The following is a 20641-nucleotide window of genomic DNA, read 5'->3' on the forward strand; positions in this document are numbered from 1 at the left end:
GAGTGTGGTCAGTCGCCGAGCAAGGTCCGCTGGTAGCGGCGCATCCCGCGCAGCCACCGGTCGTAGTCCGCGCCCTTGTGGCGGTACATCTCGAGCACCTGCTCGTGCGGCAGGATCAGGAAGCGCTCGTCCTCGACGGCGGCGAGCACCACGTCCGCGACCGCGTCGGGTTCGAGCACGTCGCCCGCGGCGGTCACCGCCCGCGTGGCCGCCATCCCCAGCGCGTCCCCGGATTCCTGCCCCTCGTAGAGGAGCTTGGTGTTCACGCCCATCGGGCACAGGCAGCTGACCCGGATTCCCCGGTCGCCGTATGTGACATTGAGCCACTCCGCGAAGCCGACGGCGGCATGCTTGGTCACCGAGTAGGTGGCGGAACCGATCTGGGTGAGCAGCCCGGCCGCCGACGCGGTGCTCACGAAGTAGCCCTCGCCCCGATCGAGCCACTGCGGGACGAGCAACTGGGCGGCACGGATGTGCGCGCGCAGGTTCACGTCGATCGACAGGTCCCAGTCGCTCTCGCCGGCCTCGAGCCCGGTCGCCCCGGTGATGCCGGCGTTCGCGAAGTACATGTCCACCGGGCCGAACTCGGACTCCGCGAGGGCAATGAGCCGAGAGATCTGGGCGGTGTCCGAGACATCCGCGCCCGCGCTGACGGTGGCGCCGGGGTGGGCGGCGTTGACCTTGTCGGAGACCGTCCGCGCGGCCGCCTCGTCGAGGTCCGCGACCACCACCTTCGCTCCGTCCGCGGCCAGCCGGGCGACCAGGGCTCCGCCGATACCGCCGCCACCGCCGGTGACGATGGCAACCTTCTGCGCGACCTTCATGAGATGTCCCTTCTTTCGCCGTCCGCCGGAGTGCTCAGCCCTGTATAGTTGAATCCGCCGTCAAGTTCAATAGTTGGCGGGGCCAGGTCCACGCGTTCGCGAACCCGGCCCACCGACTCAGAACCAGGCGGCCTCCATGTCCAGAGTGGTGCGGTCGAGGCTGTCGAGCAGGTCCAGTTGCGGGCCCGCCTTGGGCAACTCGTAGCGATAGAAGAAGCGCGCGGCCTGCCGCTTGCCCTCGTAGAAGTCGCCGTCGGCCCCGGCGGCGGCCAGCACCTGCTCGAGCCAGATCCAGGCGACGACGATGTGGCCGGCCGCCTCGAGGTAGATCGACGAGTTCGCCAGTGCCACAGCGGCATCCCCGTCGGCCCAGAGCCGTTGGGTGGTCTCGACAAGTCGCTGGAGCGCACTCGCCAGCTCGTCGGCGTACCCGGCGGCGTCACCACCCGCGGCGCGGGCGCGCTCGACCGTGGCACCGATGGTCTCGGCCAGCAGCGCCAGGCCGGCCCCGCCCTGCATCACCACCTTGCGCCCCAACAGGTCCAGGCCCTGGACGCCGTGCGTGCCCTCGTGGATCGGGTTGAGCCGGTTGTCGCGGTAGAACTGCTCGACGTCGTAGTCGCGGGTGTAGCCGTAGCCGCCGTGCACCTGGATCGCGAGGCTGTTCGCCTCCAGGCACCACTGCGACGGCCAGCTCTTCGCGATCGGCGTCAGCACGTCCAGCAGCAGCGTCGCCCGGGCCGAGTCCTTGGCGTCCGTGGCCGTGTCCTGCTCGTCCACGAGCTTGGAGCAGTACAGGCCGAGCGCCAGCGCGCCCTCGACGTAGGCCTTCTGCGCCAACAGCATTCGCCGGACATCCGCGTGGCGGATCAGCGGCACCGGGGGCGACGCGGGGTCCTTGTCGTCGGCGGCCCGACCCTGGGTCCGGGTGCGGGCGTACTCGACCGACTGCAGGTACCCGGCGTAGCCGAGGGAGATGGCGAGGAATCCGACTCCGATCCGCGCCTCGTTCATCATGTGGAACATGTAGGACAGGCCCTTGTTCGGCTCCCCGACGAGGTGGCCGACCGCGCCCGCCCGGCCGCCCGGCGTGTGGGTGCCGTCGCCGAAGTTGAGCAGGGTGTTGGTGGTGCCGCGGTTGCCCATCTTGTGGTTCAGGCCCACCAGGGTGACGTCGTTGCGCTCCCCCAGCCCGCCCTCGCCGTCGGGCAGCACCTTCGGCACCACGAACAGCGAGATCCCCTTGACGCCGGCCGGCCCGCCCGGGATCTTCGCCAGCACCAGGTGCACGATGTTCTCGGACAGTTCGTGGTCGCCGCCCGAGATCCACATCTTGGTCCCGGTCAGCCGGTAGCTGCCGTCCTCCTGCAGCTCGGCCCGGGTGGTGATGTCCGCCAGGGACGAGCCGGCCTGCGGCTCGGACAGGCACATGGTGCCGAAGTAGCGACCCTCGAGCATCGGGCGCACGTAGGTGTCGATCAGCTCCTGGGAGCCGTGCGCGACGATGAGGTTGGCGTTGCCGATGGTCAGGAACGCGTACGAGGAGGTGCTCGCGTTCGCCGCCTGGAACCACGCGAACGAGGCCCGCGCGACCACGGTCGGCAACTGCATGCCGCCGAGGGAGTCGTCGAACTGTCCGGCGGTCAGCCCGGCCCGACCGAACAGGTCCAGCGCCTCCTTGACCTCGGGGATCAGCTCGACGGTGCCGTCCGGACGCATGGTCGGCTCGTTGGCGTCGGACTTCTTGTTGTGCGGCGCGAACTGCTTCGTCGCCATGTCCGCGCACAGGTCCAGCACCGCGTCGAAGGTTTCCTTCGAGTGCTCCTCGAACCGCGGCCGGGCGGTCAACGAGGTGACGTCGAGCCACTCGTAGAGCAGGAAGTCGAGATCTCGACGCGAGAGGGCGGGCGTGGTCATGGGGAGGTCCTTCCGGCGGCGGGTCGACATGTCCTACTAAGCGCTTACTTAGTATCCCCGCGTGGTGCATGATGTCAAGAGATCACCCACCGCCACGATCACCGAGGAATTTCGCCATGACCCCAGGACCGGCCCCCGCCGCGAGCCTCGACGAGTCCGTCGCAGCACTGTTCCCCGACGTCACCTCGGACGTGGCCCGGCGCCTGATCGCGTCCGCAGTGGACTGCTTCGCCACCCGCGGCTATCACGGCACCACCACCCGGGACATCTCCGAGGGCGCCGGCCTGAGCCCCGCCGCGCTCTACGTGCACTTCAGCACCAAGGAGCAGGTGCTGTTCCAGTGCAGCCTGGTGGGTCACCAGGGGGTCCTCACCGCCATTCGTGCCGCGGTCGCGGAGCACACCGCCCCCGCCGACCGGCTGCGTGAACTGGTGCGAGCCTTCACCCTCTGGCATGCCCGCTACCACACCATGTGCCGGGTCGCGCAGTACGAGCTCTCGGCCCTGACCCCGGAACACCACGAGACGGTCGCGGTCATCCGTCGCGATACGGAACGCTTTGTGCGGGAGGAGATTCAGCGTGGCGTGGACAGTGGGGACTTCGTCGTTCCCGAGGTGTCCAGCGCCGCGCTGGCGATCCTCTCGATGGGCATCGACGTGGCCCGCTGGTTCCAGCCCGGGCGGGCGGATCCGGCCACTCTTGCCGACCACTACGCGGCGCTCGCCACCGCGATGGTCACCGGGCCCTGACAATGCCGGGCCCCGACAATGCCGAACGGGCGGTTACCGGGGAGGCCTCTCGGCCGTTGTCCCGGTAACCGCCCGTTCGCGGTGGTCGATCAGTTGGTGCGCTTGCCGAACCGCAGCTTCCACGGCACCAGCGCGGACTCGAGTTGCACGCCGAGGCTCATCTTGGACACGCCGATGCTGCGCTCCTCGAACTTGATCGGCACCTCGGCAATGGTCATGCCGTGCTGGACGGTGCGGTAGTTCATCTCCACCTGGAAGGCGTAGCCGTTGCACTGCACCGACTCGACGTCGATCGCCCGGAGGGTCTGCGCGTGCCACGCCTTGAAGCCCGCGGTCGCGTCCTTGACGCCGAGACGCAGGATGGCGTTGACGTAGAAGTTCGCCCACGCCGACAGCGCCTTGCGGTGCCACGGCCAGTCGCTCGCGACCGCGCCGCCCTCGACGTACCGCGACCCGAGCACCACCGCGGCGTCCGTCGTCGTCAGCTTCTCGACCATGGCCGGGATCGCCGTGGTGGGGTGCGAGAGGTCGGCGTCCATCTGGATCACGATGTCCGCACCCTCGGCCAGCGCCCGGCTCATCCCGGCGACGTAGGCGCGCCCCAGGCCGTCCTTGACGGTCCGGTGCAGCACCGCGACGGGAATCGGGCCGTCGGCCGCGAGGGCGTCGGCAACGGCGCCGGTGCCGTCCGGGGAGTTGTCGTCGACGACCAGGACATGCAGGTTCGGGAGCCGGAGCGCCGCGAGCAGGTCCACGATCTTCGGCAGGTTGTCGCGCTCGTTGTAGGTCGGCACAACGACGGTGATCTTCGGGGCGACGCTGTTCATACCAACCTTCATTTGATCTGTGATCCCGACTGTCGTGAGGTGCTACGACGAGTGCGGTCGCGAACAAATCACAAATCCTACTACCGGGCCCATCCCGGCACGCCAGCCAGGCGGCCTCCGGCCCAGGTGGGCGGGCGGCCTGTGGGATGTCTCCTACCCGATGCCGGGGATGAATCCCGGGTAGACGAAGTGACCCGGGCCACCGCCGGGCATGTTCGAGCCGGTCGAGCCGGGGAAGTCGTAGGCGAGCATGACCAGCTTGTGCGGGTTCCCGTTCTGGTCGGCCTGCCAGCAGCCCAACTTGACCCCGTGGAACGCCTCGCAGACGATCCGGGTACTGGTACCGAACGGCGAGGTGAGCCGATCCTCGCTGACGAAGGGGTTCCAGTAGTCGAGGTCGGTCGGCGTCAGGAACTCATCGGGTAGGGCGTCGTACGGGGCGGTCGGGCTGGGGTACGGAGGCGTCGTCGGCCACTCGTCCGCCGCAGCGGTCCCTGCTGCCCCCAGGAGGGCGGTGGCGGCGACGGCGGCGGTCGCGGCGAACCGGGCGGTGCGGCGGGTGCTGGTGCTCATGTCAGACCTCTCCTCGACGGGCGTTCGGGCGGCGTGTCCACTCAAGCGTGAGGCCCGCACCGATCGCCCTCGGAAAGGCGATCGGTGCGGGGCAACGAATGGCATCGACACAATGCACATCGCTGGGGGAGAGGACGGGGTTACACACGCAAGCGAGGCCGCGGCCGTCGCGGAGGCGATAGCGTCGAACCGAACCGGGGGGACCGACCGCCGACGCGACACGAGACGAGGCCGCCATGCACAGCAACCGGACCGATGCCGCACCCGCCGACCTGGTGCTGTTCGGCGACGTCGTCACCATGGACGACGCGCGGCCGCGGGCGCGGGCGGTGGCGGTGCGCGACGGCAGGATCGCGGCCGTCGGGGAACGCGCCGAGGTCGAGACACTGATCGGACCCGCCACCACCACCGTCGACGTCGGCGCGGCCTGCGTCCTGCCCGGATTCGTCGAACCGCACGGACATCCCCTCGAGGAGGCGATCGTGCTGGGCCCGGCCGTCGTCGACATCCGGCCGGTCACGATGCCCGACGCCGACGACGTCGTGCGCGCCGTCCACGACGCGGTCCGCACCGCAGGTGCCGCCGGCGCTTCCCTCAACGGCTGGGATCCACTGTTGCAGAAGGGGTTACCCGATCCCAATCGCGACTGGCTCGATGCGGTCGCGCCGGAGCACCCGCTGGTGATCATGCACAACTCCGGCCACGTCGCCTACTTCAACACCGCCGCCGCGACGGCCGCCGGGGTCGATCGAGACACCCCGGACCCGGTGGGCGGCTCGTACGGCCGGGACGCGGCAGGCGAACTAGACGGCGCCGCCTACGAGACGCCGGCCGTCTTCGCGGTCGCGGGGCCCGCGATGACCGCCGGAGACGACTTCCCCGCGCTGGTGGTCGCGGAGTGCGCGCGCCTGAACGCCGCCGGGATCACCACGATCGGCGAGATGTCGTTCGACCCGCGAATGCGACAGACCCTCAACGCAATCGCCGCCACCGGCGCCCTGACGACGCGGCTGCGCCTGTACGAGATGTCCAACCCCGAACGCACCACCGACGCCACTCCGGGCGAGGGCGACGACCTGGTGCGTCAGGTCGGCATCAAGGTCTGGTCGGACGGGTCGCCCTGGGTCGGCAACGTCGCCACCAGCTTCCCGTACCTGGACACCGCCGCCACCCGCGCGCTCGGCATCGCCTGCACCCACGGCCACGCCAACTACACCGGCGAACAGATCCACGACATCAGTGCCGCCTACTTCGGCAAGGGCTGGCAGATCGCCTGTCACGCCCACGGCGACGACGCGATCACGATGGTGCTCGACGCGTGGGAGCAGATGCTCCGGGAGAATCCGCGCGACGACCACCGACTGCGCCTCGAGCACGTCGGCGCGATGCGACCCGACCAGTTCCGCCGCGCCACCGAGCTGGGTGTGACGGTCAGCATCTTCGTCGACCACCTGCACTACTGGGGCGACGTCCTGGTCGACGACCTGTTCGGCCCCGAACACGGGAGCACCTGGGCCGCAGCCGGTTCCGCGCTGGCGGCCGGCCAGCGGTTCTCGTTCCACAACGACGGTCCGGTCACCCCCGCGAACCCGCTGCGGAACATCCACGACGCCGTCAACCGGCTCTCGCCCAGCGGTCGGGTCGTCGGCCCGGAGGAACGGATCCCGGTGGACGCGGCGCTGCGCGCCCAGACCGTGAACGCGGCCTGGCAGCTGCAGAGCGAGGACGTCGTCGGCTCCCTCTTCCCCGGCGCGCACGCGGACCTCGTCGTCCTCTCGGGAAACCCGCTAGAGGTGGATCCGGCCACCCTCGCGGACCTACAGGTGGTCGCCACCGTCTTCGGCGGTCGGACGGTCTACGGCCGGCTCGGGTAGTCCCGCCCCGGACGGGGCGAAAGGCCCGGAGGGGCAATCCGGGCACACCTTCCGGGCACACCGGACCTACCGCCCAGGCGAATCACATGGCTTCATCGCTCGAGCGGCGCGTCGTCGGCGCCGGTGTCATCGCAGGATTCTCGGCTCTCGCGCTGATCGCGAACCCGGCCCTCGGCTCGGCAACGGTCACCGGCTCCTCGACCGTCACCACCGGCCCGACGACCGTCACCGTCGCGCTCCACAACATCGCCACCACCGAGGCGATGAACCACTGTGAGGCCCAGATCTTCCCGTTCGACGCCCCGGCCTACGACAAGACCACCCGGGTCGACGAGATCAAGTACGCCGGCTTCACCGGCGGCGAGGCCAGCGGCACCTCCATCGAGCTGCCGGCCGGCACCTACGCGGTGATCACGCAGTGCAAGGAAGGCGCCAGCACCAACCCGTACGTCAAGCTCGGCGAGCCCGCGAAGGGTGGTCCTGACCGGGACGCCCACCCCGACCCCGGGCGGCGGCAGCGCCGACTTCGGCCTGGGCGACCTGCTCGGCCTGCTCGGCTTCGACAGCTAGTCGACCATCAGCTGGGTGGCCGGTGTCCGCAATTGCGTCGGACCCTCCCGGTGACCGGGAGAACTCACCAACTTCCCCAAAAACCGCTGCGCCGTCACGGAACATGTCCTCATCACATCCATGTGCAACACGCACGAGAGAGATGAGGTCACGATGACGCTGCAATCCAACTCCGACGCCGACCAGGTCCGGTTCATCGAGGCGGCGGCGGCCCCGACCCGGTTCGCCCGTGGCTGGCACTGCCTCGGTCTGCTGAAGTCCTTCCAGGACGGCAAGCCTCACGAGGTCAAGGCATTCGGGACCTCGCTGGTGGTCTTCGCGTCCGAGTCCGACGGCAAGATCAACGTCCTCGACGCGTTCTGCCGGCACATGGGCGGCAACCTCGCCCAGGGCACCGTCAAGGGTGACTCGATCGCCTGCCCGTTCCACGACTGGCGGTGGGCCGGCAACGGCAAGTGCAGCGGCATCCCGTACGCGCGCCGGGTGCCGCCGCTGGCGAAGACCCGGTCCTGGCCGACCCTCGAGCGCAACGGTCAGCTCTTCGTCTGGCACGACCCGCAGGGCAGCAAGCCCACCGACGAGGTGACGATCCCGGAGATCGAGGGCTACGGCACCGACGAGTGGACCGACTGGACGTGGAAGACGTTGCTGGTGGAGGGCTCGCACTGCCGCGAGATCGTCGACAACGTGGTGGACATGGCGCACTTCTTCTACGTGCACTACGCCTTGCCCCGCTACTTCAAGAACGTCTTCGAGGGACACGTCGCGACCCAGTACATGAATTCGACTCCGCGGCACGATGTCTCGGTGGGCACCAGCTACGACGACCCGAACTCCAGCCTCCGGTCGGACGCCTCGTACTTCGGTCCGTCGTACATGATCGACTGGCTGTTCAGCGACACGCAGGGCTCGACCATCGAGACGGTGCTCATCAACTGCCACTACCCGGTCTCCGACAACTCCTTCGTGCTGCAGTACGGCGCGATGGTCAAGAAGCCCCAGGACATGTCCGACGAGGATGCCGCGGATCTGGTCAAGCAGTTCGCGGAGGGTGTCGAGGTCGGCTTCGAGCAGGATGTCGAGATCTGGAAGAACAAGTCGCCCATCGACAACCCGCTGCTCTCCGAGGAGGACGGCCCCGTCTACCAGCTGCGCCGTTGGTACAAGCAGTTCTACGTGGACGTCGAGGACGTCACCGAGGACATGACCGCGCGGTTCGAGTTCGAGATCGACACCGACCGGGCCGTCAAGAGCTGGGAGGAGGAGGTGGCCGAGAACGTCGCGAACGGTGTCACGCCGGTGCGGGTGGACGCCTGACTCCACCGGGATGATTCCGCGCCTCAGGCGGCGTTGGCGATCGTGCTCAGCCCCGTTCCGGTGATCGGCGCGGTGCTGCAGCTGGCAGGCCGTTGCGGCGGCCTGCCAGCTGCGTGTTGTCTGCGATCGGATGGGTGGTCCGGGATCGCTCAGTCGGGTTTGCGTCCCAGGAGTGCCACGAGCCGGTAGATCGGTGGCGCGGTCGGTGCGACGGGCTGAGGCCGCGCAAAAGGTGACCTGCCCTCGGGTATCGAGTCGACAGCAGCCGCGGAGAACCGCCACGCGCGCTCGGCGATCCCGTCGTCCCACTCGACGGCCTGCCCCGTGGCCGTCGCGATGTCCCAGCCGTGCACGAGAACCTCCACCGCACCCAACCCCAACGCGACCGCCGCGGGTACCGACCCGAAGGGGACGGTGACAGTCTTGTCCGCCGCTCCTGGCGCACTCACGCCGGCAACCAACCGGGCGGCCGCCCTCCGGAAGGCCTCGAGCCGACTGGCATCGGTTCCGCTGTCGGTCTCGTCCGGCGCCGCGCCGAACGCGTCCGCGTACCTGGTCAGGGATTCGACGAGGTGTCGAGCAACGTCATCGGTCGACCACGACTCGCATGGCGTTTCCCCACTCCACTGGCCCTCGCGAACCCCCGCGACGATGGCGTCCGTGATGGCGACGGCACCGATCAGATCGTCGACACGCTGCTGGATCATCAGGACCTCCTAGGGGCGCACGCATACTTGAAGGTGGAGACAGCCGACCAGCAGAACTGGATTCGTAGCCGGCAATTGCGGTCGGGCATCGAGATCAAGGAAGGCCTCCGACACCCAGGGGCGCCCTCCGCCGAAACACCCTCCAGGAGAAGCACATGCGTGAGGATGCAGGTAGGTCTGATCCGGCACGGGCGCTGCTCGACGCACTCGCTGCCGAGTACCTCCACGACCCCGCCGTCGGCTTCGGCACGATGTTCCGCAGTCCAGGACTGCGCGTCGCCGGCAAGATCTTCGCCTTCCTCGGCCATGACCGACGCCTGATCGTCAAACTTCCCCGCCCGCGCGCCCTGGAAGTCCTCGGCGCCGGAACCGCTCATGAAGTCACGATGGGCAAACGAACCATGAAGGAATGGGTGGCTTTCCCCGTCGACGATGACGACATCGACGGGACCTTGAACACGTGGCGCCAGGCCGCCCGCGAGGCCCATGACTTCGTCGTCAGCCTGCCCACCACTTGATTCGGGCCACCAGGCTCACCCTTCTGGCGTCTGCGTGTTCTTTCCGCTCGCGCCGCCGTTGCGAGCTTCGATGGCCTCGACGGACTTCCTGAACGGCTTTCCCAGGACACGGGTGCCGAAGACTCCGAGCACGCCCGCGAGAAGCCGTCCCCTGAGGTTCTTGCCGTCGCGGACGATGACTGCATCCACCTCGGTCTCACCTGTGGGCTGCTGAGTGAGGGTGTAGGTGTGGCCCGAGGCACCACCCCACAGGTTGGAGTCGGTGGTCCTCATCACGACGCGATGGGGGTCGGTCCAGTCGTAGTGCAGGGTTTCCCAGATACCGTTCGAGCCCTCCGTGACATCGGCGTCATGGGGGCCCTCGTGATGCACCTTGAGGTAGCTGTCTGCGCTGTTGCCGAAGATTTCCTCGCGACCCGGCCCGAAGTCGGTGAGACCGGCAAGGACCTGCTCGGGCGTCGCGGTGGTCGTCTGGTGGAGATGGATCGTGGTCATGGCGGCTTCCTTGACACTGGGATGATCCGCTCCGGTCCTGAAGGCCGGGGGAGGTGACATCTCCAGCACACCACGCGTCGTGGTGGGCGTCCAGGGTCAGCCCATCTCGGCGTGCCGGTAGCACCAACGCCACGCCTCGCCCGGCTCGTGCGAGCGCATGACGGGGTGTCCCGTCTGCTCGAAATGCGCGGTCGCGTGCCGGTGGGGACTCGAGTCGCAACATCCGACGTGGCCGCAGGTGAGACAGATCCGCAGGTGCGCCCAGTTCTGCTCACCGAGCGCCGCGCATTCCTCGCAGAGGCCGGGCGTGCGCGGCTCAGGGTCCGGTCCGGTGGCCGCGGCGAGTTCGTCGCAGGACCCGGCGGTGGCCGGACCCGGGGATCCCGCTCGGATGCGGTCAGCCGCGCGTCGCAGAACTCTCTTCATCACCTCCCATCCTGCATGCTGCAGGGTGGGATATCCACACATCCGACCGCCTGGACGGAGACCGCCGTGAACGTGGCCCTGCTCGCCGTCGCGGTGGCGGCGTTGCTCACCGCCGCCGTAGCGCGGCGCTTGAACTGGTCGGCGCCGCTGCTGCTGGTCCCGGTCGGACTGGCCGGGTCGCAGATCCCCGGACTCCCCGACACCGCACTCGATCCCGATCTCGTGTTGTACGCAGTACTACCGCCACTGCTCTACTCGGCCGCGCTCGACAGTTCCTCGCTTGCGATGCGCCGTAATGCGCGCTCGATCGGGCTGCTCGCGGTCGGGCTGCCGCTGGCAACCACCGCCGTTGTCGGGGTCGTCGCGTACCTCACCATTCCCCAGTTTCCGTTGGCCGCCGCGCTGGTACTCGGGGCGGTCGTGGCCCCGCCGGATGCGGTGTCCGCCAGCGCGATCGGACGGCGTCTCGGCCTGCCCCGACGGATCATGACACTGCTCGGCGGCGAAAGCCTGCTCAACGACGCGACCGCGCTCACCGCGTACCGTGTCGCACTCGCGGCTGCGGTCGGCACCGGCGTGACCCTGGCGGAGGGGGTACGCACCTTCCTCGGCGCCGCGGTCGGCGGCACGCTGATCGGCATCGGTGTGGGAATCGTCGTGGCGGCGATCCGTTCGCGGCTCTCGGATCCGGTGATGGAGAGCGGGATCGGGCTCCTGGTCCCATTCGTCGCGTACCTGGCGGCCGAGGAGGTGCACAGTTCCGGCGTGATCGCGGTCGTTGTCGCCGGCCTGTATCTGGGCCAGCGGTCGACCCGCGCCGGGTACGCGACCCGCCTGCAGGACACGGCGGTGTGGAAGGCCGTCGATGTCGTCCTCGAATCGTTCGTCTTCCTGCTGATCGGACTGCAACTGCCGAGCGTCGTACAAGGGCTCCACGGCCGCAGTGTGGAACAAGTCGTCGGCGCCTCCGTCGCCGTGCTCGTCGCGGTCATCGCCGTCCGGCTGCTGTGGGTCTACCCCGCGACCTACCTCCCCCGTCTGCTGTCCGCGCGGATCCGCGAGCGGGAGCCGGCACCGCCTCCCCGTGGGGTGTTCGTGGTCGCGTGGTCCGGAATGCGCGGTGTGGTCTCACTTGCTGCCGCATTCGCGATCCCGCTGACCGTCAATTCGGGCGACCCATTCCCTGAGCGCGACATGATCCTGTTCATCACCTTCGTCGTCGTGGTCGGCACCCTGCTCCTGCACGGGTTGACCCTGCCGTGGCTGATCACCCGGCTGGGGGTCGACAACGAAGAAGAACGCCGCAAGGACGCGCTGGCCCTGGCCGCCGCACAGGACAAGGCCGCACGGGCCGCAACGGAGGTGCTTGACAGCCTGGTCGCAAACGCCGACGGGGACCCCGCCGCCGTCCGGGAGCGGGCCGCGGAGATCCTGCGTACCTGGAGTGAGCACCGCGCCCACGCGGCATGGGAGCGGCTCGGGCGCAGTGAGGCCGAGTTGGGCGAGAGCCCGTCCGCCGCGTTCCGCGCACTGCGTCTGCAGATGCTGGATACCGAGCGAGGCATCTTCATCGCAGAGCGGGACAACGGACGAATCGACGACGAGGTACTGCGGCAGGTGCTGCGCGAACTCGACCTGGAGGAGGCGACCCTGAACCGGGAGTAGGTCCCGGATCGTCAGAGTCAGAGGCGGCGCGATGCGGTATCGCCGTCGATTCGGCGCGGGGTCGTGGCCCAGGACGGGCGCCAGGTCGTCTCCGGAAGCGGTGCGAGGCCTCCGAAGTGGTTGACGATCGCCCGAAGCCCCGGGTGTGGATTCAACCTGGGGAGGATCAGCGAAAGCGGGTATGCGAGTGTCGGATTCACGATGGGGATGCGGCGTAGGTCGTGGTTCGTCGGCCAGATGTACCGATCGCGTGCCCCGACAAGGGTGGCCACGTCTGCGGAGTCCGCGAGGGTGTCCAGGAGTACCTCGTCGCCGAAGTGCGGGCCGGCCGCGTCGATGCTGAGGTCGAATTCGGTGACGAGCTGGTCGTAGAACTCCGCCCATTCGGTGCGCGGCGCGATACCCGGCACCCAGATCCGATGCCGGCGCAGCTGTGGCGGCGTCAGTGTTCGTGCGGAGGCAAGGGGATGCCTCGGGCCGACAAGGAGTTCCAGCGGTGAGTCGAACGCGTGGATCATCTGCACGTCGCGCGGCAGCGTGGCCGGATCGGTGACCGTGCGGAACGAGGCGTCGATGTCGCCGGCCTCGACGGCGGCGACCGCCACGTGTGGGTCGTTGACCTTGAGGGTCACCACGTCGAGGTCGGTTCCGGGATGCGACCGCCAGTAGTCGTGCAGGACGACGGCCTGCGCGGACCGCAGACCGAGGACGTCGATCCGAAGGGCCCGCGAGCCCGGCCTGATCGCGGCGACGGCGCGATCGACACCCGTGACGATGCTTCGTGCGTGAGGAAGAAAGGCCTGGCCGTCGAGAGTCAGCTCGACCCCCCGGGCGGTACGGGTGAACAAGCGGACCTCGAGCTCCCGCTCCAGCGTCGCGATCCGCTTGGAGACGGCCTGTTGCGTCACGCCCAGCTCGTTGGCCGCGTGCTGCAGCTGTCCGAGCTCGGCCGCCCGGACAAACGATCGCACTGCCTCGGTGTCCATCGGCTCAGCCTATGCATGCCCAACTGTTCGTTGTGGCTCGCCGGGAAACAGTTGTTTGATCCCGAGCCGGTACCGCTGATGTGATTCGGCAGACCCAAACATCGGTTGTTGGAAAGGAGCCGCGTGCGCGTGCAGTTGGGACGCAGCTTCGGCTGGCTGTGGTCGGCCTACGCCGTCAGCACCTACGGCACGTGGATCGCCTTCGGAGCGTTCCCGCTCATCGCGGTGCAGGTGCTGCACTCGCCGGCATTCGCCGTCTCGCTCCTCGAGGCGGCCGGGCTCGCCGTCGCGGCGATCGTGGCGGTCCCGCTCGGGCCGTGGGTCGAACACCGGGCCAAACGGCCGGTGATGGTCTCGACGGACCTGGCCCGGTTCCTCGCGATGGCGAGCATTCCGATCGCGTACTTCGTCGGCTTGCTGACCTACGGCCAACTGCTGGTCGTCTCGGTCATCTCCGGAGCCTCGAGCATCGTCTTCACCGCCGCCTCCGGCGCGTACCTGAAGCACCTCGTCCGCAGCGATCACCTCCTGGTCGCGAACGGACGATTCGAAGGCACGAGCTGGGTGGCGACCGCGGCCGGCCCGCCCCTCGGCGGCGCCCTCCTCGGGCTGCTCGGCCCGGTCGTCACCGTCGCCGTCGACGCCCTCAGCTTTCTGCTGTCCGCACTCGGGGTCCGCCGCATCCGTGGAGACGATGTCGCAACGCCCCGCGACCCGGCCGCCAGGCTGCGTGCCACCGACCTTCTGGACGGCTGGCGATTCATCCTCCACGACCGCGTCCTACGGCGACTGTTCCTCAACTCGGTGACAGTCAGCGGCCTGATCATGGCCACCGTCCCGCTCCTGGCCGTCCTCCTACTGGGCGAATACCACTTCCCCGCTTGGCAATACGGTCTCGCCTTCGGAATCCCTGCCCTCGGCGGGTTCGCGGGCGCCCGCCTCTCCGCGCGCCTGGTCGCCCGCTACGGCCGGCACCGGGTCATGACCGTCTCCGGCTGGCTGCGCTCGATCTTCCCGCTCGGACTCGCCTTCACCCAACCCGGCATAGCCGGACTCCTCACGGTGATCGTCGTCGAGGGCCTGCTGATCACCTGCATGGGCATCTTCAACCCCATCAACGCGACAGAACGCCTGCAACGCACCCCCGCCGATCACGCCGCCAGAGTGCTGACTGCATGGAGTGTCAGCAGCAAGCTCGCCCAGGCCATCCTGATGGTGACCTGGGGCGCCCTCGCCACACTCACCAGCCCGCTGGCCGCGATCACCATGTCTGGCGTTCTCCTGCTCGCCACCCCGCTCCTGCTGCCCAAGCGGACCCAGATGCGCGAACGCCGCCCAGCTCGCGCGGTGATCGCGCCTGAGGCACCCGCGCCGCCGCTTCGGACCGCCAATTCGCACGATTCAGCAATACAGGGTTGAGGCGTAATGAACACGGGGCACCGCACGATGCTCAGGACATGTCAATTACACATAGAACTGCCTCGGCCACAGTTACCGCGCTCATCGGCGCCGCGATGGTCGTTACGGCGCCAGGCGCAGCCGGCGCCACCGACGCGGCCGACCCCTGCCAGCTCGGCTGGTCGAACGTAGGACCACGAACGTGCGCCCAGGCGCCCGTCAACATGGCCCCGGTGTGGACGCTGGGAAACGGCATCTGCGCCGGCATGCTGACCGCCTCCGGGACAGCGTTCGACGGACCCCTGGGGAAGTACTCCGAGGTGCCGGGGGCTGTCCATTCCGTCGAATTGCGAGTCGCGCAGGGCTTCTCGCCTTTGGGCGAGTGGGCGCCGACCGTCCTGGCCTGCGACGTAACTGCGGTCGTCGATTGGCGGAACCTCGACACCGGTCAAAGCGGCACGGTGAGTCGGTACGTACCCGCCGCCAACACGAGTTCCCGGCCGATGGTCGTGCAGGTCGGTACGGGCCCGGGACGGGTTCAGCTCACCATGCGGACCGACCGCCCGAGCATTCCGGCTTCGACGGAGGTCGTCGTCCCCTGACGCACGTCGCCGCGTAGCGCGACCTCCCGCCCGGTCGGCCCGGCGACTTCGCGCACCCACAGGGTGCCATTTGCGAGGTCGCCGGGCGACGCGCCGGCAAAGCCGCGCGGCAACATGCTGCGCGGCTGGGACAACGCCGGTGCCCGAACGAGGTCGTAATTGGTTGCAGCCGTCGACAAATGGATGACCCTCTACAACAGTTGTCGACGGCACTCGACCATCGGGATGCCCAGCCCGGCGACAACGAGCTGGCACTTACTGCGCCAGGCCAAGCCTATTGACCCCGTGCCCACCATCCGTGGGGAACCTCCGACCGCAGGCCTGCCGCAACCTCACGCGCCTGCTCCGTGTTGGCCAGCACGGCCGCCACGTACCTCGCCAACGCATCAGCCACCTCGAGCATCTTGCAGATCTCCTGCTCGGCAGTGAGGTTCTGAGGCAAGTCATGACGGTTCACGGCGAGGTTCGTGGGCCCGTTCGTGGTGATGCCGTAGTTGCGGGTCGTGCCAATCACGTACGCCTCCTTCTCCGGTCCAGGCCGAACGGACATCCCCGACGCGGCCTGTCTTTCATGTGGGTTGGAAGTCGCACGGCTGGACGGCCATGAAACCAAATCATAGGTTGAAAACATTATACAGCTCAGTATTCAAAGACGAGCGCCTCGAACATTCGGGGCGTGCTCGTGTCGGGAACTGCGCGTCAATCGGCCGGCGAGTGCGCTCGGTGGTCCCGGGCGGGTTGCCGAGCCTGGGACTGGGCAGACAGGACAGGCAATTGGCCGACCGACAACCAACCTACTTCCAAGCAGAGCCCTGCATATTAATGCGTATCAATTATTCTCGAGATATCTAGACCTTTTCCCAGCGTCCATCCTGGCGGCGCCACAGGCTCGGCTCGTCGTCAATGAAGGCGGCATCGTCGCCAAACCACCAAGTGGTGTCGGGATCCCAACCGGCCAGCACGGTCGCACCCGCGTTCTCGGACAAGGGGATTGCGATACCGGGCGTCGACAGGTACCCGTGCAGGCTGAGATGCGCTGCGTCGTAGTCCTCAGCCACCGCGGCCCAGTCGGGGATGAACCAGTCGCGATACTCGCCCGTCGTCTCGAACCAGACGGAACGCCTCGACTCAGGCACGGCCAGCGGGTACGCGTCGACCAGGGCCGCCCAGTCCGTCGGATTCGAGATCTCGTACACCCGAGGCGAGTTGCGGATGCTGACGGGCCACACGCGGGCTTCACCTCCGCCGGATGAATCCTCTTCCAGCAGCAGCTCCAGTGCGCCGATGCCGCCTCGCGCCCTGCTGGTGACAAGGGTGTTGCTGGTCGCCGGTGTGGACCACCACTCGCCGTCCACACTGCGGGCAGGATGGGCAGATCGATGCTCTCGAAACCACGCCTCCTGCTTCAGGACGTGCTCTCGCCACTGGTCGAGATCAGATTCCGAACGCCGATATGGCGCAGTCGATTCCGGCCACTGGACACGCGCCGGTGGATGCGCGACCATGCGCTGACTGTCGTGGTCCACAGGCTCGCCCCACCACGCTGCGTGCCGGGAGGCAAGGACAGCGGTGGCGATCGGATGCAGGGACGCCGCGATGTCCGGGCGGGCGAACATCACGTCTTCCTCGTCTGGTGGCTGCCAGTATCGCGCGACGTCCGTGGCGTGCCCGAATGCGTCGAGCAGGTCCATCTCCGACAGCTCGGCCACCGCCGCGACGTCGACTGCTTCGATCACTTCGCGCGCATCTTCGGGCGACCGTGGCCGGCCGTAGCGGGTCGCTTGCTCGTCCGTGCTGCACATGTACGCGACGTTCGCGCACAGGAAGCGGCCGCGGGGTGATCCGAGAGTGAGTGCGACCAAGTCCATAAATGGACGCTACCGGACGACCATCGCATACCTGTGTCCTGCGACAACAACTCTCGGCTCGGCGGCTGTAGGTTCCGGATCAGCTTGTCCGAATCGACCTGTGATTTTCAGGGTCTTCCACGGCAATTACTCATGAAGTTCCGCGGGAAGATGTCCTTCTGCACTGATCCTCGGCGACTCCGGAACTCCATCACCACCACCAAGGCCACGTAAGGGCGTGCCCGTTACCGCTCCTCCACCCAACGGGTAGTTCGCATCGGGCAGTGCTGGCACTCGATACCGACACGACGTTCGACTACGCGCGCCGCGAGGCACCCCAGAGAGCGCACGCCATTACGACCCAGCTTCAAGCTCCATCACCGCCACCATGCCGACAAGGGCGAGCTCAGGGTTCGAGCCCTGGGCGTTGTGCGCTCACGGCACTAAGAAGGCGCCCGTTCCGGCGATGCTCTCGTAGCCCGTCGTCATCGATGCGGTCACGAATCCCGCCCCGGTAAACACGCTCACAGCGTCGCTGTACGGGATTGCCAGCACACCGGAGGCTCCGGTCACAAGGTTTCTCCAGTGCATCCAGTAAGTGCCCTTGGCGTTGGGTGACATGGCAGGGAATGTGACGGTGCCGGGTGTCTCACCCGTGATCGCCACCGGGGTGGATACGCAGAAGATCTGGAAGCCGCAGGACCAGATGGTGTTGGTCGTGAAGAGTGGAATCTGAAAGGTATTCACGGTGGGCGCGGCCGACGCCTGAGGGAGCAGACCTATTGCGGGACCGACAGCGAGGCCCGCGGCAATGACGCTGGTACCTAGTAATCGTAGTGGACTCCACATCGGGATGCCTTTCGTCGAGTAGTTCGGCATACGAGCACGATTCCCAGCTTGCGCGTGTGCGCTCGTACGCGCCACCTCCCGAGCGCGTCGGCTGCCGCGATCCGAGGCTGCGCGCCAACCCGCGGCGGTGTCATATCGTCGTAGCAACACCGCTGGACGGGTGGACCGCGCCCGTGAAAAATCACGTTCGCGCCTAATCACCTCCGACACGGCAGGATCGCGGGCCTGCAGATGACCCTCGAGAAACACGTCCGGGCACCTCACACCGGGTGTATGCCTGAACAATCAGTCGCGAAGGCGGACTCGTTCGGCGGATCTTCCCGGAACTGTTCGGTGCCGACGCCCTCGCAAACGCGCCGGCACCAGGAGCCTGTCCTGGCGGTTCGGCTGCACACGGTTCAAACGAGCGGTGATTGCCACCCTCAAGCAGTTCGTCGCGAACCTAGCAGACGATCTAGCGGCGCGACCTCAGGAGATGCAGTGGTTCTACTACGAGATGGAAGTACGGAAGAACACAGACGCCGTCCTGAGCGATTGCCTCGAGACCGCCCCCTGGCGTCGGTGAATGAAGCAGATGTCGCTTGGGGTGACGAAGGAGAGTACGCGGCATATCTGTTGGCGGAACGTCGGTGCATGGCATGGGCGTTGGAGATGCTGGGTCACCTGGATCCTGATGCGGCAGCACATGTCGCAAAAGCCGTGTACTCGTATGAGTCTGCTGATGACCCCGACCGCGGCGCGATCTTTCATGACCGAGCGTGGCACTACGCCATGCTGCGAGTATTTGGAGAAGGCTATTGGCAGGCGCATTCTGATCGGCTCGACCCGCCTTCGGCATATGACGATCTTTGGGCGGCGACATACGAGAACTTGCGCAAGGCATCTCGCCCATCCGTCTGAGTGGTTGCGCCTGACCTTGCCACTCTCGAGTGGGAGCAGCGCGCCGCATCCGCGATGCGCTCCGCGCGAGGAGCACGAGTCTTTCTGGGTCTTCCCGGTTCTCGCTCTGACCGCTCGGCAAACCCTGCGATCTGTCAGATTGCCGAGGGCGCGGGCCCAAAGGCAAGGGGAATGAGTCTTGTCAGTTCGGTCGCGGCATCACAAAACGTCTCGTCAAGTTCGTTGAGGCGGTCCGAGAGGTCATCAGGGACAGCGGCGCAGACATCATCCATCGTCGTCACCTCATCTGATTCGCAGATGGGGCCGATGAACTGCCAGAAATCGCGGATCACCGCGAGTGTGCGAGTCGCGTCGATCTCAGTCAACCCTGCGAGCGCGACATGGACCTCTGCGATGCCCCAATTGCCGAGGAACTGCATGAGCCCGCCGTTGTAGCCGTCGGCGACGAGCCTCCACAGTGCAACCAGAGAACGGGATTGCGGCGACAACGCGGACACGTCCCCCTCCGCGGCCTTGAGTTCAGCTAGAGCGCGCTCGAACGATGCGTCCTGCTCGAGTGCCCACACATTCAGTACGCCGTCTTCGGAGGTCTGCCCCGCCGCCGGCCAATTCACGCCACGGCCGTCATCCGTTCGCACCCACCCAGCCCGCTCGGTCGCTTCCATCGCCGCAACTGTTGGCCCAGCCCACCCGTGCGGTGCGGCAAGTGCACGCCCGTCTTCGAGAACTACGAGGATTCGTCGATTCTCGAAGAGCACGTCAACTACGGGAGATCCCGCAACGCTCTTCGTCATGCCCACCTCGTTCAACGGTGGGTTACTCAGTCCCACGTCAACCACTCTCTACGTCAATTGTGGCAAGGTCGCGCCCGGGGCAGCCCCCTGGGTGAACCGCTGGCCATGTCGACGGTGCAACTCGGACATGATCGCCGTGAACGTATGTCAGGGGGATCGGCGGGCCATTTTTCGCATTCGCTGCATTCATATGGCCGAACAGGGGAGCCATGTCAACGCTGCAGTTCTCCGATCAAGCGGGTCGCTTTCATGAACCGGAGCTCGCACTACTGCCCGAGAGGTCAGCGACTCCAACAGTGAGCATGGAACACCTCCAGGACTGATTGGAGCAGCGCTGCGGTCGCCGGGTGGTCTCAAGAAGCCGTGGGCTTGGACAAGTTTGGCGGAGCGTAGCCCCCGTTTCTGAGCCTAACTCGAAGGATTTCGACCCATTCATTGTCTTTGTCATCCAGAAGTTCCCACAACGGCCAGGTGGGCGCAGCCTCGATAGCGCGCAGAACGCTCCAGTTAATCCCATAGGCGGTGTCGCCTTCGCATGGCAGCAGAGATATGAGAGCCCGGACATCCTCCGGGCTCAGCGGCTGAGTGATGACTTCGAGGAGTTCCCCTGCGGAGTCGAGCTGTCCTTCATCGAGGTCGTCGTCTAGTTTCGGGGCAACCGCGAGGAGGCGGTCGATCGAATCCTGAAGCATGCCACCAGTTTATGGAGTAGGGCTGATTCACCCGTGCGCCGCCTGCTCGGAAGTTGCCCGAACAGGATCGGACGCACTCTCGGGTAAACGTGTATCACTGCGGCAGTCGGG

The 20641-nt window shown here is 67.3% G+C and carries 23 protein-coding genes; 9 read left to right on the plus strand and 14 right to left on the minus strand.

Features of this window, described 5'->3' with window-relative positions; translation table 11 throughout:
• Positions 1-8: 8 nt before the first annotated feature.
• Positions 9-824 carry an SDR family oxidoreductase gene (locus AC1DWC_RS19690; protein ID WP_477910728.1) on the minus strand — a complete coding sequence of 272 codons (816 nt, stop codon included), beginning with the start codon at positions 822-824 and terminating at the stop codon, positions 9-11.
• A 117-nt stretch (positions 825-941) separates the two neighbouring features.
• Positions 942-2741, minus strand: coding sequence for an acyl-CoA dehydrogenase (locus AC1DWC_RS19695; RefSeq protein ID WP_477910730.1), 1800 nt, complete (start codon positions 2739-2741; stop codon positions 942-944).
• A gap of 116 nt (positions 2742-2857) precedes the next feature.
• On the opposite strand from AC1DWC_RS19695, the gene AC1DWC_RS19700 reads away from it, so the two are divergent.
• Positions 2858-3490 (plus strand): TetR/AcrR family transcriptional regulator, encoded by a 633-nt coding sequence (locus tag AC1DWC_RS19700; RefSeq protein WP_477910732.1) that lies wholly within the window; start codon positions 2858-2860, stop codon positions 3488-3490.
• Positions 3491-3579: 89 nt separating this feature from the next.
• Here AC1DWC_RS19700 and AC1DWC_RS19705 read toward each other — a convergent pair whose 3' ends face one another.
• The gene (locus AC1DWC_RS19705) at positions 3580-4317 is read right to left on the minus strand and encodes a polyprenol monophosphomannose synthase (RefSeq protein ID WP_477837788.1); all 738 of its coding nucleotides are present in this window, start codon (positions 4315-4317) and stop codon (positions 3580-3582) included.
• Positions 4318-4470: 153 nt separating this feature from the next.
• On the minus strand, positions 4471-4890 hold the full coding sequence (locus tag AC1DWC_RS19710; RefSeq protein WP_477910734.1) for a hypothetical protein: 420 nt from the start codon (positions 4888-4890) through the stop codon (positions 4471-4473).
• Positions 4891-5126: 236 nt separating this feature from the next.
• On the opposite strand from AC1DWC_RS19710, the gene AC1DWC_RS19715 reads away from it, so the two are divergent.
• The 3 genes from AC1DWC_RS19715 to AC1DWC_RS19725 all read left to right on the plus strand — a co-directional run bounded on the left by AC1DWC_RS19715 (position 5127) and on the right by AC1DWC_RS19725 (position 8651).
• Positions 5127-6764 (plus strand): amidohydrolase, encoded by a 1638-nt coding sequence (locus AC1DWC_RS19715; protein ID WP_477910736.1) that lies wholly within the window; start codon positions 5127-5129, stop codon positions 6762-6764.
• 86 nt (positions 6765-6850) lie between these two features.
• Positions 6851-7480, plus strand: coding sequence for a hypothetical protein (locus tag AC1DWC_RS19720; RefSeq protein ID WP_477910738.1), 630 nt, complete (start codon positions 6851-6853; stop codon positions 7478-7480).
• Positions 7481-7487: 7 nt separating this feature from the next.
• A complete protein-coding gene (locus tag AC1DWC_RS19725; RefSeq protein ID WP_477910740.1) occupies positions 7488-8651 on the plus strand; it encodes a 3-ketosteroid-9-alpha-monooxygenase, oxygenase component in 1164 nt (387 codons plus the stop codon).
• 149 nt (positions 8652-8800) lie between these two features.
• Here AC1DWC_RS19725 and AC1DWC_RS19730 read toward each other — a convergent pair whose 3' ends face one another.
• Positions 8801-9358: a TIGR03086 family metal-binding protein gene (locus AC1DWC_RS19730; RefSeq protein WP_477910742.1), complete on the minus strand. Its 558-nt coding sequence runs from the start codon at positions 9356-9358 to the stop codon at positions 8801-8803.
• A 155-nt stretch (positions 9359-9513) separates the two neighbouring features.
• Between AC1DWC_RS19730 and AC1DWC_RS19735 the strand changes: the two genes are divergently transcribed.
• Complete coding sequence (locus tag AC1DWC_RS19735; protein ID WP_477910744.1) at positions 9514-9876, plus strand: hypothetical protein; 363 nt, start codon at positions 9514-9516, stop codon at positions 9874-9876.
• A gap of 15 nt (positions 9877-9891) precedes the next feature.
• On the opposite strand, the gene AC1DWC_RS19740 is transcribed toward AC1DWC_RS19735, so the two are convergent.
• Positions 9892-10371 (minus strand): hypothetical protein, encoded by a 480-nt coding sequence (locus tag AC1DWC_RS19740; protein ID WP_477910746.1) that lies wholly within the window; start codon positions 10369-10371, stop codon positions 9892-9894.
• Between the two features lie 96 nt (positions 10372-10467).
• Positions 10468-10797 (minus strand): UBP-type zinc finger domain-containing protein, encoded by a 330-nt coding sequence (locus AC1DWC_RS19745; RefSeq protein ID WP_477641509.1) that lies wholly within the window; start codon positions 10795-10797, stop codon positions 10468-10470.
• Between the two features lie 66 nt (positions 10798-10863).
• Between AC1DWC_RS19745 and AC1DWC_RS19750 the strand changes: the two genes are divergently transcribed.
• Positions 10864-12462 (plus strand): Na+/H+ antiporter, encoded by a 1599-nt coding sequence (locus AC1DWC_RS19750; protein ID WP_477910747.1) that lies wholly within the window; start codon positions 10864-10866, stop codon positions 12460-12462.
• Between the two features lie 17 nt (positions 12463-12479).
• On the opposite strand, the gene AC1DWC_RS19755 is transcribed toward AC1DWC_RS19750, so the two are convergent.
• The gene (locus AC1DWC_RS19755; protein ID WP_477910748.1) at positions 12480-13448 is read right to left on the minus strand and encodes a LysR family transcriptional regulator; all 969 of its coding nucleotides are present in this window, start codon (positions 13446-13448) and stop codon (positions 12480-12482) included.
• Positions 13449-13571: 123 nt separating this feature from the next.
• On the opposite strand from AC1DWC_RS19755, the gene AC1DWC_RS19760 reads away from it, so the two are divergent.
• The gene (locus AC1DWC_RS19760; protein ID WP_477910749.1) at positions 13572-14867 is read left to right on the plus strand and encodes an MFS transporter; all 1296 of its coding nucleotides are present in this window, start codon (positions 13572-13574) and stop codon (positions 14865-14867) included.
• A gap of 517 nt (positions 14868-15384) precedes the next feature.
• Here AC1DWC_RS19760 and AC1DWC_RS19765 read toward each other — a convergent pair.
• The 4 genes from AC1DWC_RS19765 to AC1DWC_RS19780 all read right to left on the minus strand — a co-directional run bounded on the left by AC1DWC_RS19765 (position 15385) and on the right by AC1DWC_RS19780 (position 18174).
• Complete coding sequence (locus tag AC1DWC_RS19765; RefSeq protein ID WP_477910751.1) at positions 15385-15627, minus strand: hypothetical protein; 243 nt, start codon at positions 15625-15627, stop codon at positions 15385-15387.
• Between the two features lie 95 nt (positions 15628-15722).
• Positions 15723-15962 carry a hypothetical protein gene (locus tag AC1DWC_RS19770; RefSeq protein WP_477910753.1) on the minus strand — a complete coding sequence of 80 codons (240 nt, stop codon included), beginning with the start codon at positions 15960-15962 and terminating at the stop codon, positions 15723-15725.
• Between the two features lie 334 nt (positions 15963-16296).
• Positions 16297-17316 (minus strand): hypothetical protein, encoded by a 1020-nt coding sequence (locus tag AC1DWC_RS19775; RefSeq protein ID WP_477910755.1) that lies wholly within the window; start codon positions 17314-17316, stop codon positions 16297-16299.
• Between the two features lie 414 nt (positions 17317-17730).
• Complete coding sequence (locus tag AC1DWC_RS19780; protein WP_477910757.1) at positions 17731-18174, minus strand: hypothetical protein; 444 nt, start codon at positions 18172-18174, stop codon at positions 17731-17733.
• 531 nt (positions 18175-18705) lie between these two features.
• Between AC1DWC_RS19780 and AC1DWC_RS19785 the strand changes: the two genes are divergently transcribed.
• Positions 18706-19044 (plus strand): hypothetical protein, encoded by a 339-nt coding sequence (locus AC1DWC_RS19785; protein WP_477910759.1) that lies wholly within the window; start codon positions 18706-18708, stop codon positions 19042-19044.
• A gap of 134 nt (positions 19045-19178) precedes the next feature.
• On the opposite strand, the gene AC1DWC_RS19790 is transcribed toward AC1DWC_RS19785, so the two are convergent.
• Positions 19179-19709, minus strand: a complete 531-nt coding sequence (locus tag AC1DWC_RS19790; protein ID WP_477910761.1) for a DMP19 family protein — start codon at positions 19707-19709, stop codon at positions 19179-19181.
• A gap of 273 nt (positions 19710-19982) precedes the next feature.
• Between AC1DWC_RS19790 and AC1DWC_RS19795 the strand changes: the two genes are divergently transcribed.
• Positions 19983-20138: a zinc finger domain-containing protein gene (locus AC1DWC_RS19795; RefSeq protein WP_477910798.1), complete on the plus strand. Its 156-nt coding sequence runs from the start codon at positions 19983-19985 to the stop codon at positions 20136-20138.
• A 53-nt stretch (positions 20139-20191) separates the two neighbouring features.
• Here AC1DWC_RS19795 and AC1DWC_RS19800 read toward each other — a convergent pair whose 3' ends face one another.
• A complete protein-coding gene (locus AC1DWC_RS19800; RefSeq protein ID WP_477910763.1) occupies positions 20192-20530 on the minus strand; it encodes a hypothetical protein in 339 nt (112 codons plus the stop codon).
• Positions 20531-20641: the final 111 nt, after the last annotated feature.

The sequence above is a fragment of the Rhodococcus sp. P4_C10 genome (assembly GCF_056402135.1).

Coding starts and splice junctions, on each gene's coding strand:
- AC1DWC_RS19690 (WP_477910728.1), bottom strand. CDS start 824: ATGAAGGTCGCGCAGAAGGTTGCCATCGTCACCGGCGGTGGCGGCGGT.
- AC1DWC_RS19695 (WP_477910730.1), bottom strand. CDS start 2,741: ATGACCACGCCCGCCCTCTCGCGTCGAGATCTCGACTTCCTGCTCTAC.
- AC1DWC_RS19700 (WP_477910732.1), top strand. CDS start 2,858: ATGACCCCAGGACCGGCCCCCGCCGCGAGCCTCGACGAGTCCGTCGCA.
- AC1DWC_RS19705 (WP_477837788.1), bottom strand. CDS start 4,317: ATGAACAGCGTCGCCCCGAAGATCACCGTCGTTGTGCCGACCTACAAC.
- AC1DWC_RS19710 (WP_477910734.1), bottom strand. CDS start 4,890: ATGAGCACCAGCACCCGCCGCACCGCCCGGTTCGCCGCGACCGCCGCC.
- AC1DWC_RS19715 (WP_477910736.1), top strand. CDS start 5,127: ATGCACAGCAACCGGACCGATGCCGCACCCGCCGACCTGGTGCTGTTC.
- AC1DWC_RS19720 (WP_477910738.1), top strand. CDS start 6,851: ATGGCTTCATCGCTCGAGCGGCGCGTCGTCGGCGCCGGTGTCATCGCA.
- AC1DWC_RS19725 (WP_477910740.1), top strand. CDS start 7,488: ATGACGCTGCAATCCAACTCCGACGCCGACCAGGTCCGGTTCATCGAG.
- AC1DWC_RS19730 (WP_477910742.1), bottom strand. CDS start 9,358: ATGATCCAGCAGCGTGTCGACGATCTGATCGGTGCCGTCGCCATCACG.
- AC1DWC_RS19735 (WP_477910744.1), top strand. CDS start 9,514: ATGCGTGAGGATGCAGGTAGGTCTGATCCGGCACGGGCGCTGCTCGAC.
- AC1DWC_RS19740 (WP_477910746.1), bottom strand. CDS start 10,371: ATGACCACGATCCATCTCCACCAGACGACCACCGCGACGCCCGAGCAG.
- AC1DWC_RS19745 (WP_477641509.1), bottom strand. CDS start 10,797: ATGAAGAGAGTTCTGCGACGCGCGGCTGACCGCATCCGAGCGGGATCC.
- AC1DWC_RS19755 (WP_477910748.1), bottom strand. CDS start 13,448: ATGGACACCGAGGCAGTGCGATCGTTTGTCCGGGCGGCCGAGCTCGGA.
- AC1DWC_RS19775 (WP_477910755.1), bottom strand. CDS start 17,316: ATGGACTTGGTCGCACTCACTCTCGGATCACCCCGCGGCCGCTTCCTG.
- AC1DWC_RS19780 (WP_477910757.1), bottom strand. CDS start 18,174: ATGCCGAACTACTCGACGAAAGGCATCCCGATGTGGAGTCCACTACGA.
- AC1DWC_RS19790 (WP_477910761.1), bottom strand. CDS start 19,709: ATGGAAGCGACCGAGCGGGCTGGGTGGGTGCGAACGGATGACGGCCGT.
- AC1DWC_RS19795 (WP_477910798.1), top strand. CDS start 19,983: ATGTCAGGGGGATCGGCGGGCCATTTTTCGCATTCGCTGCATTCATAT.
- AC1DWC_RS19800 (WP_477910763.1), bottom strand. CDS start 20,530: ATGCTTCAGGATTCGATCGACCGCCTCCTCGCGGTTGCCCCGAAACTA.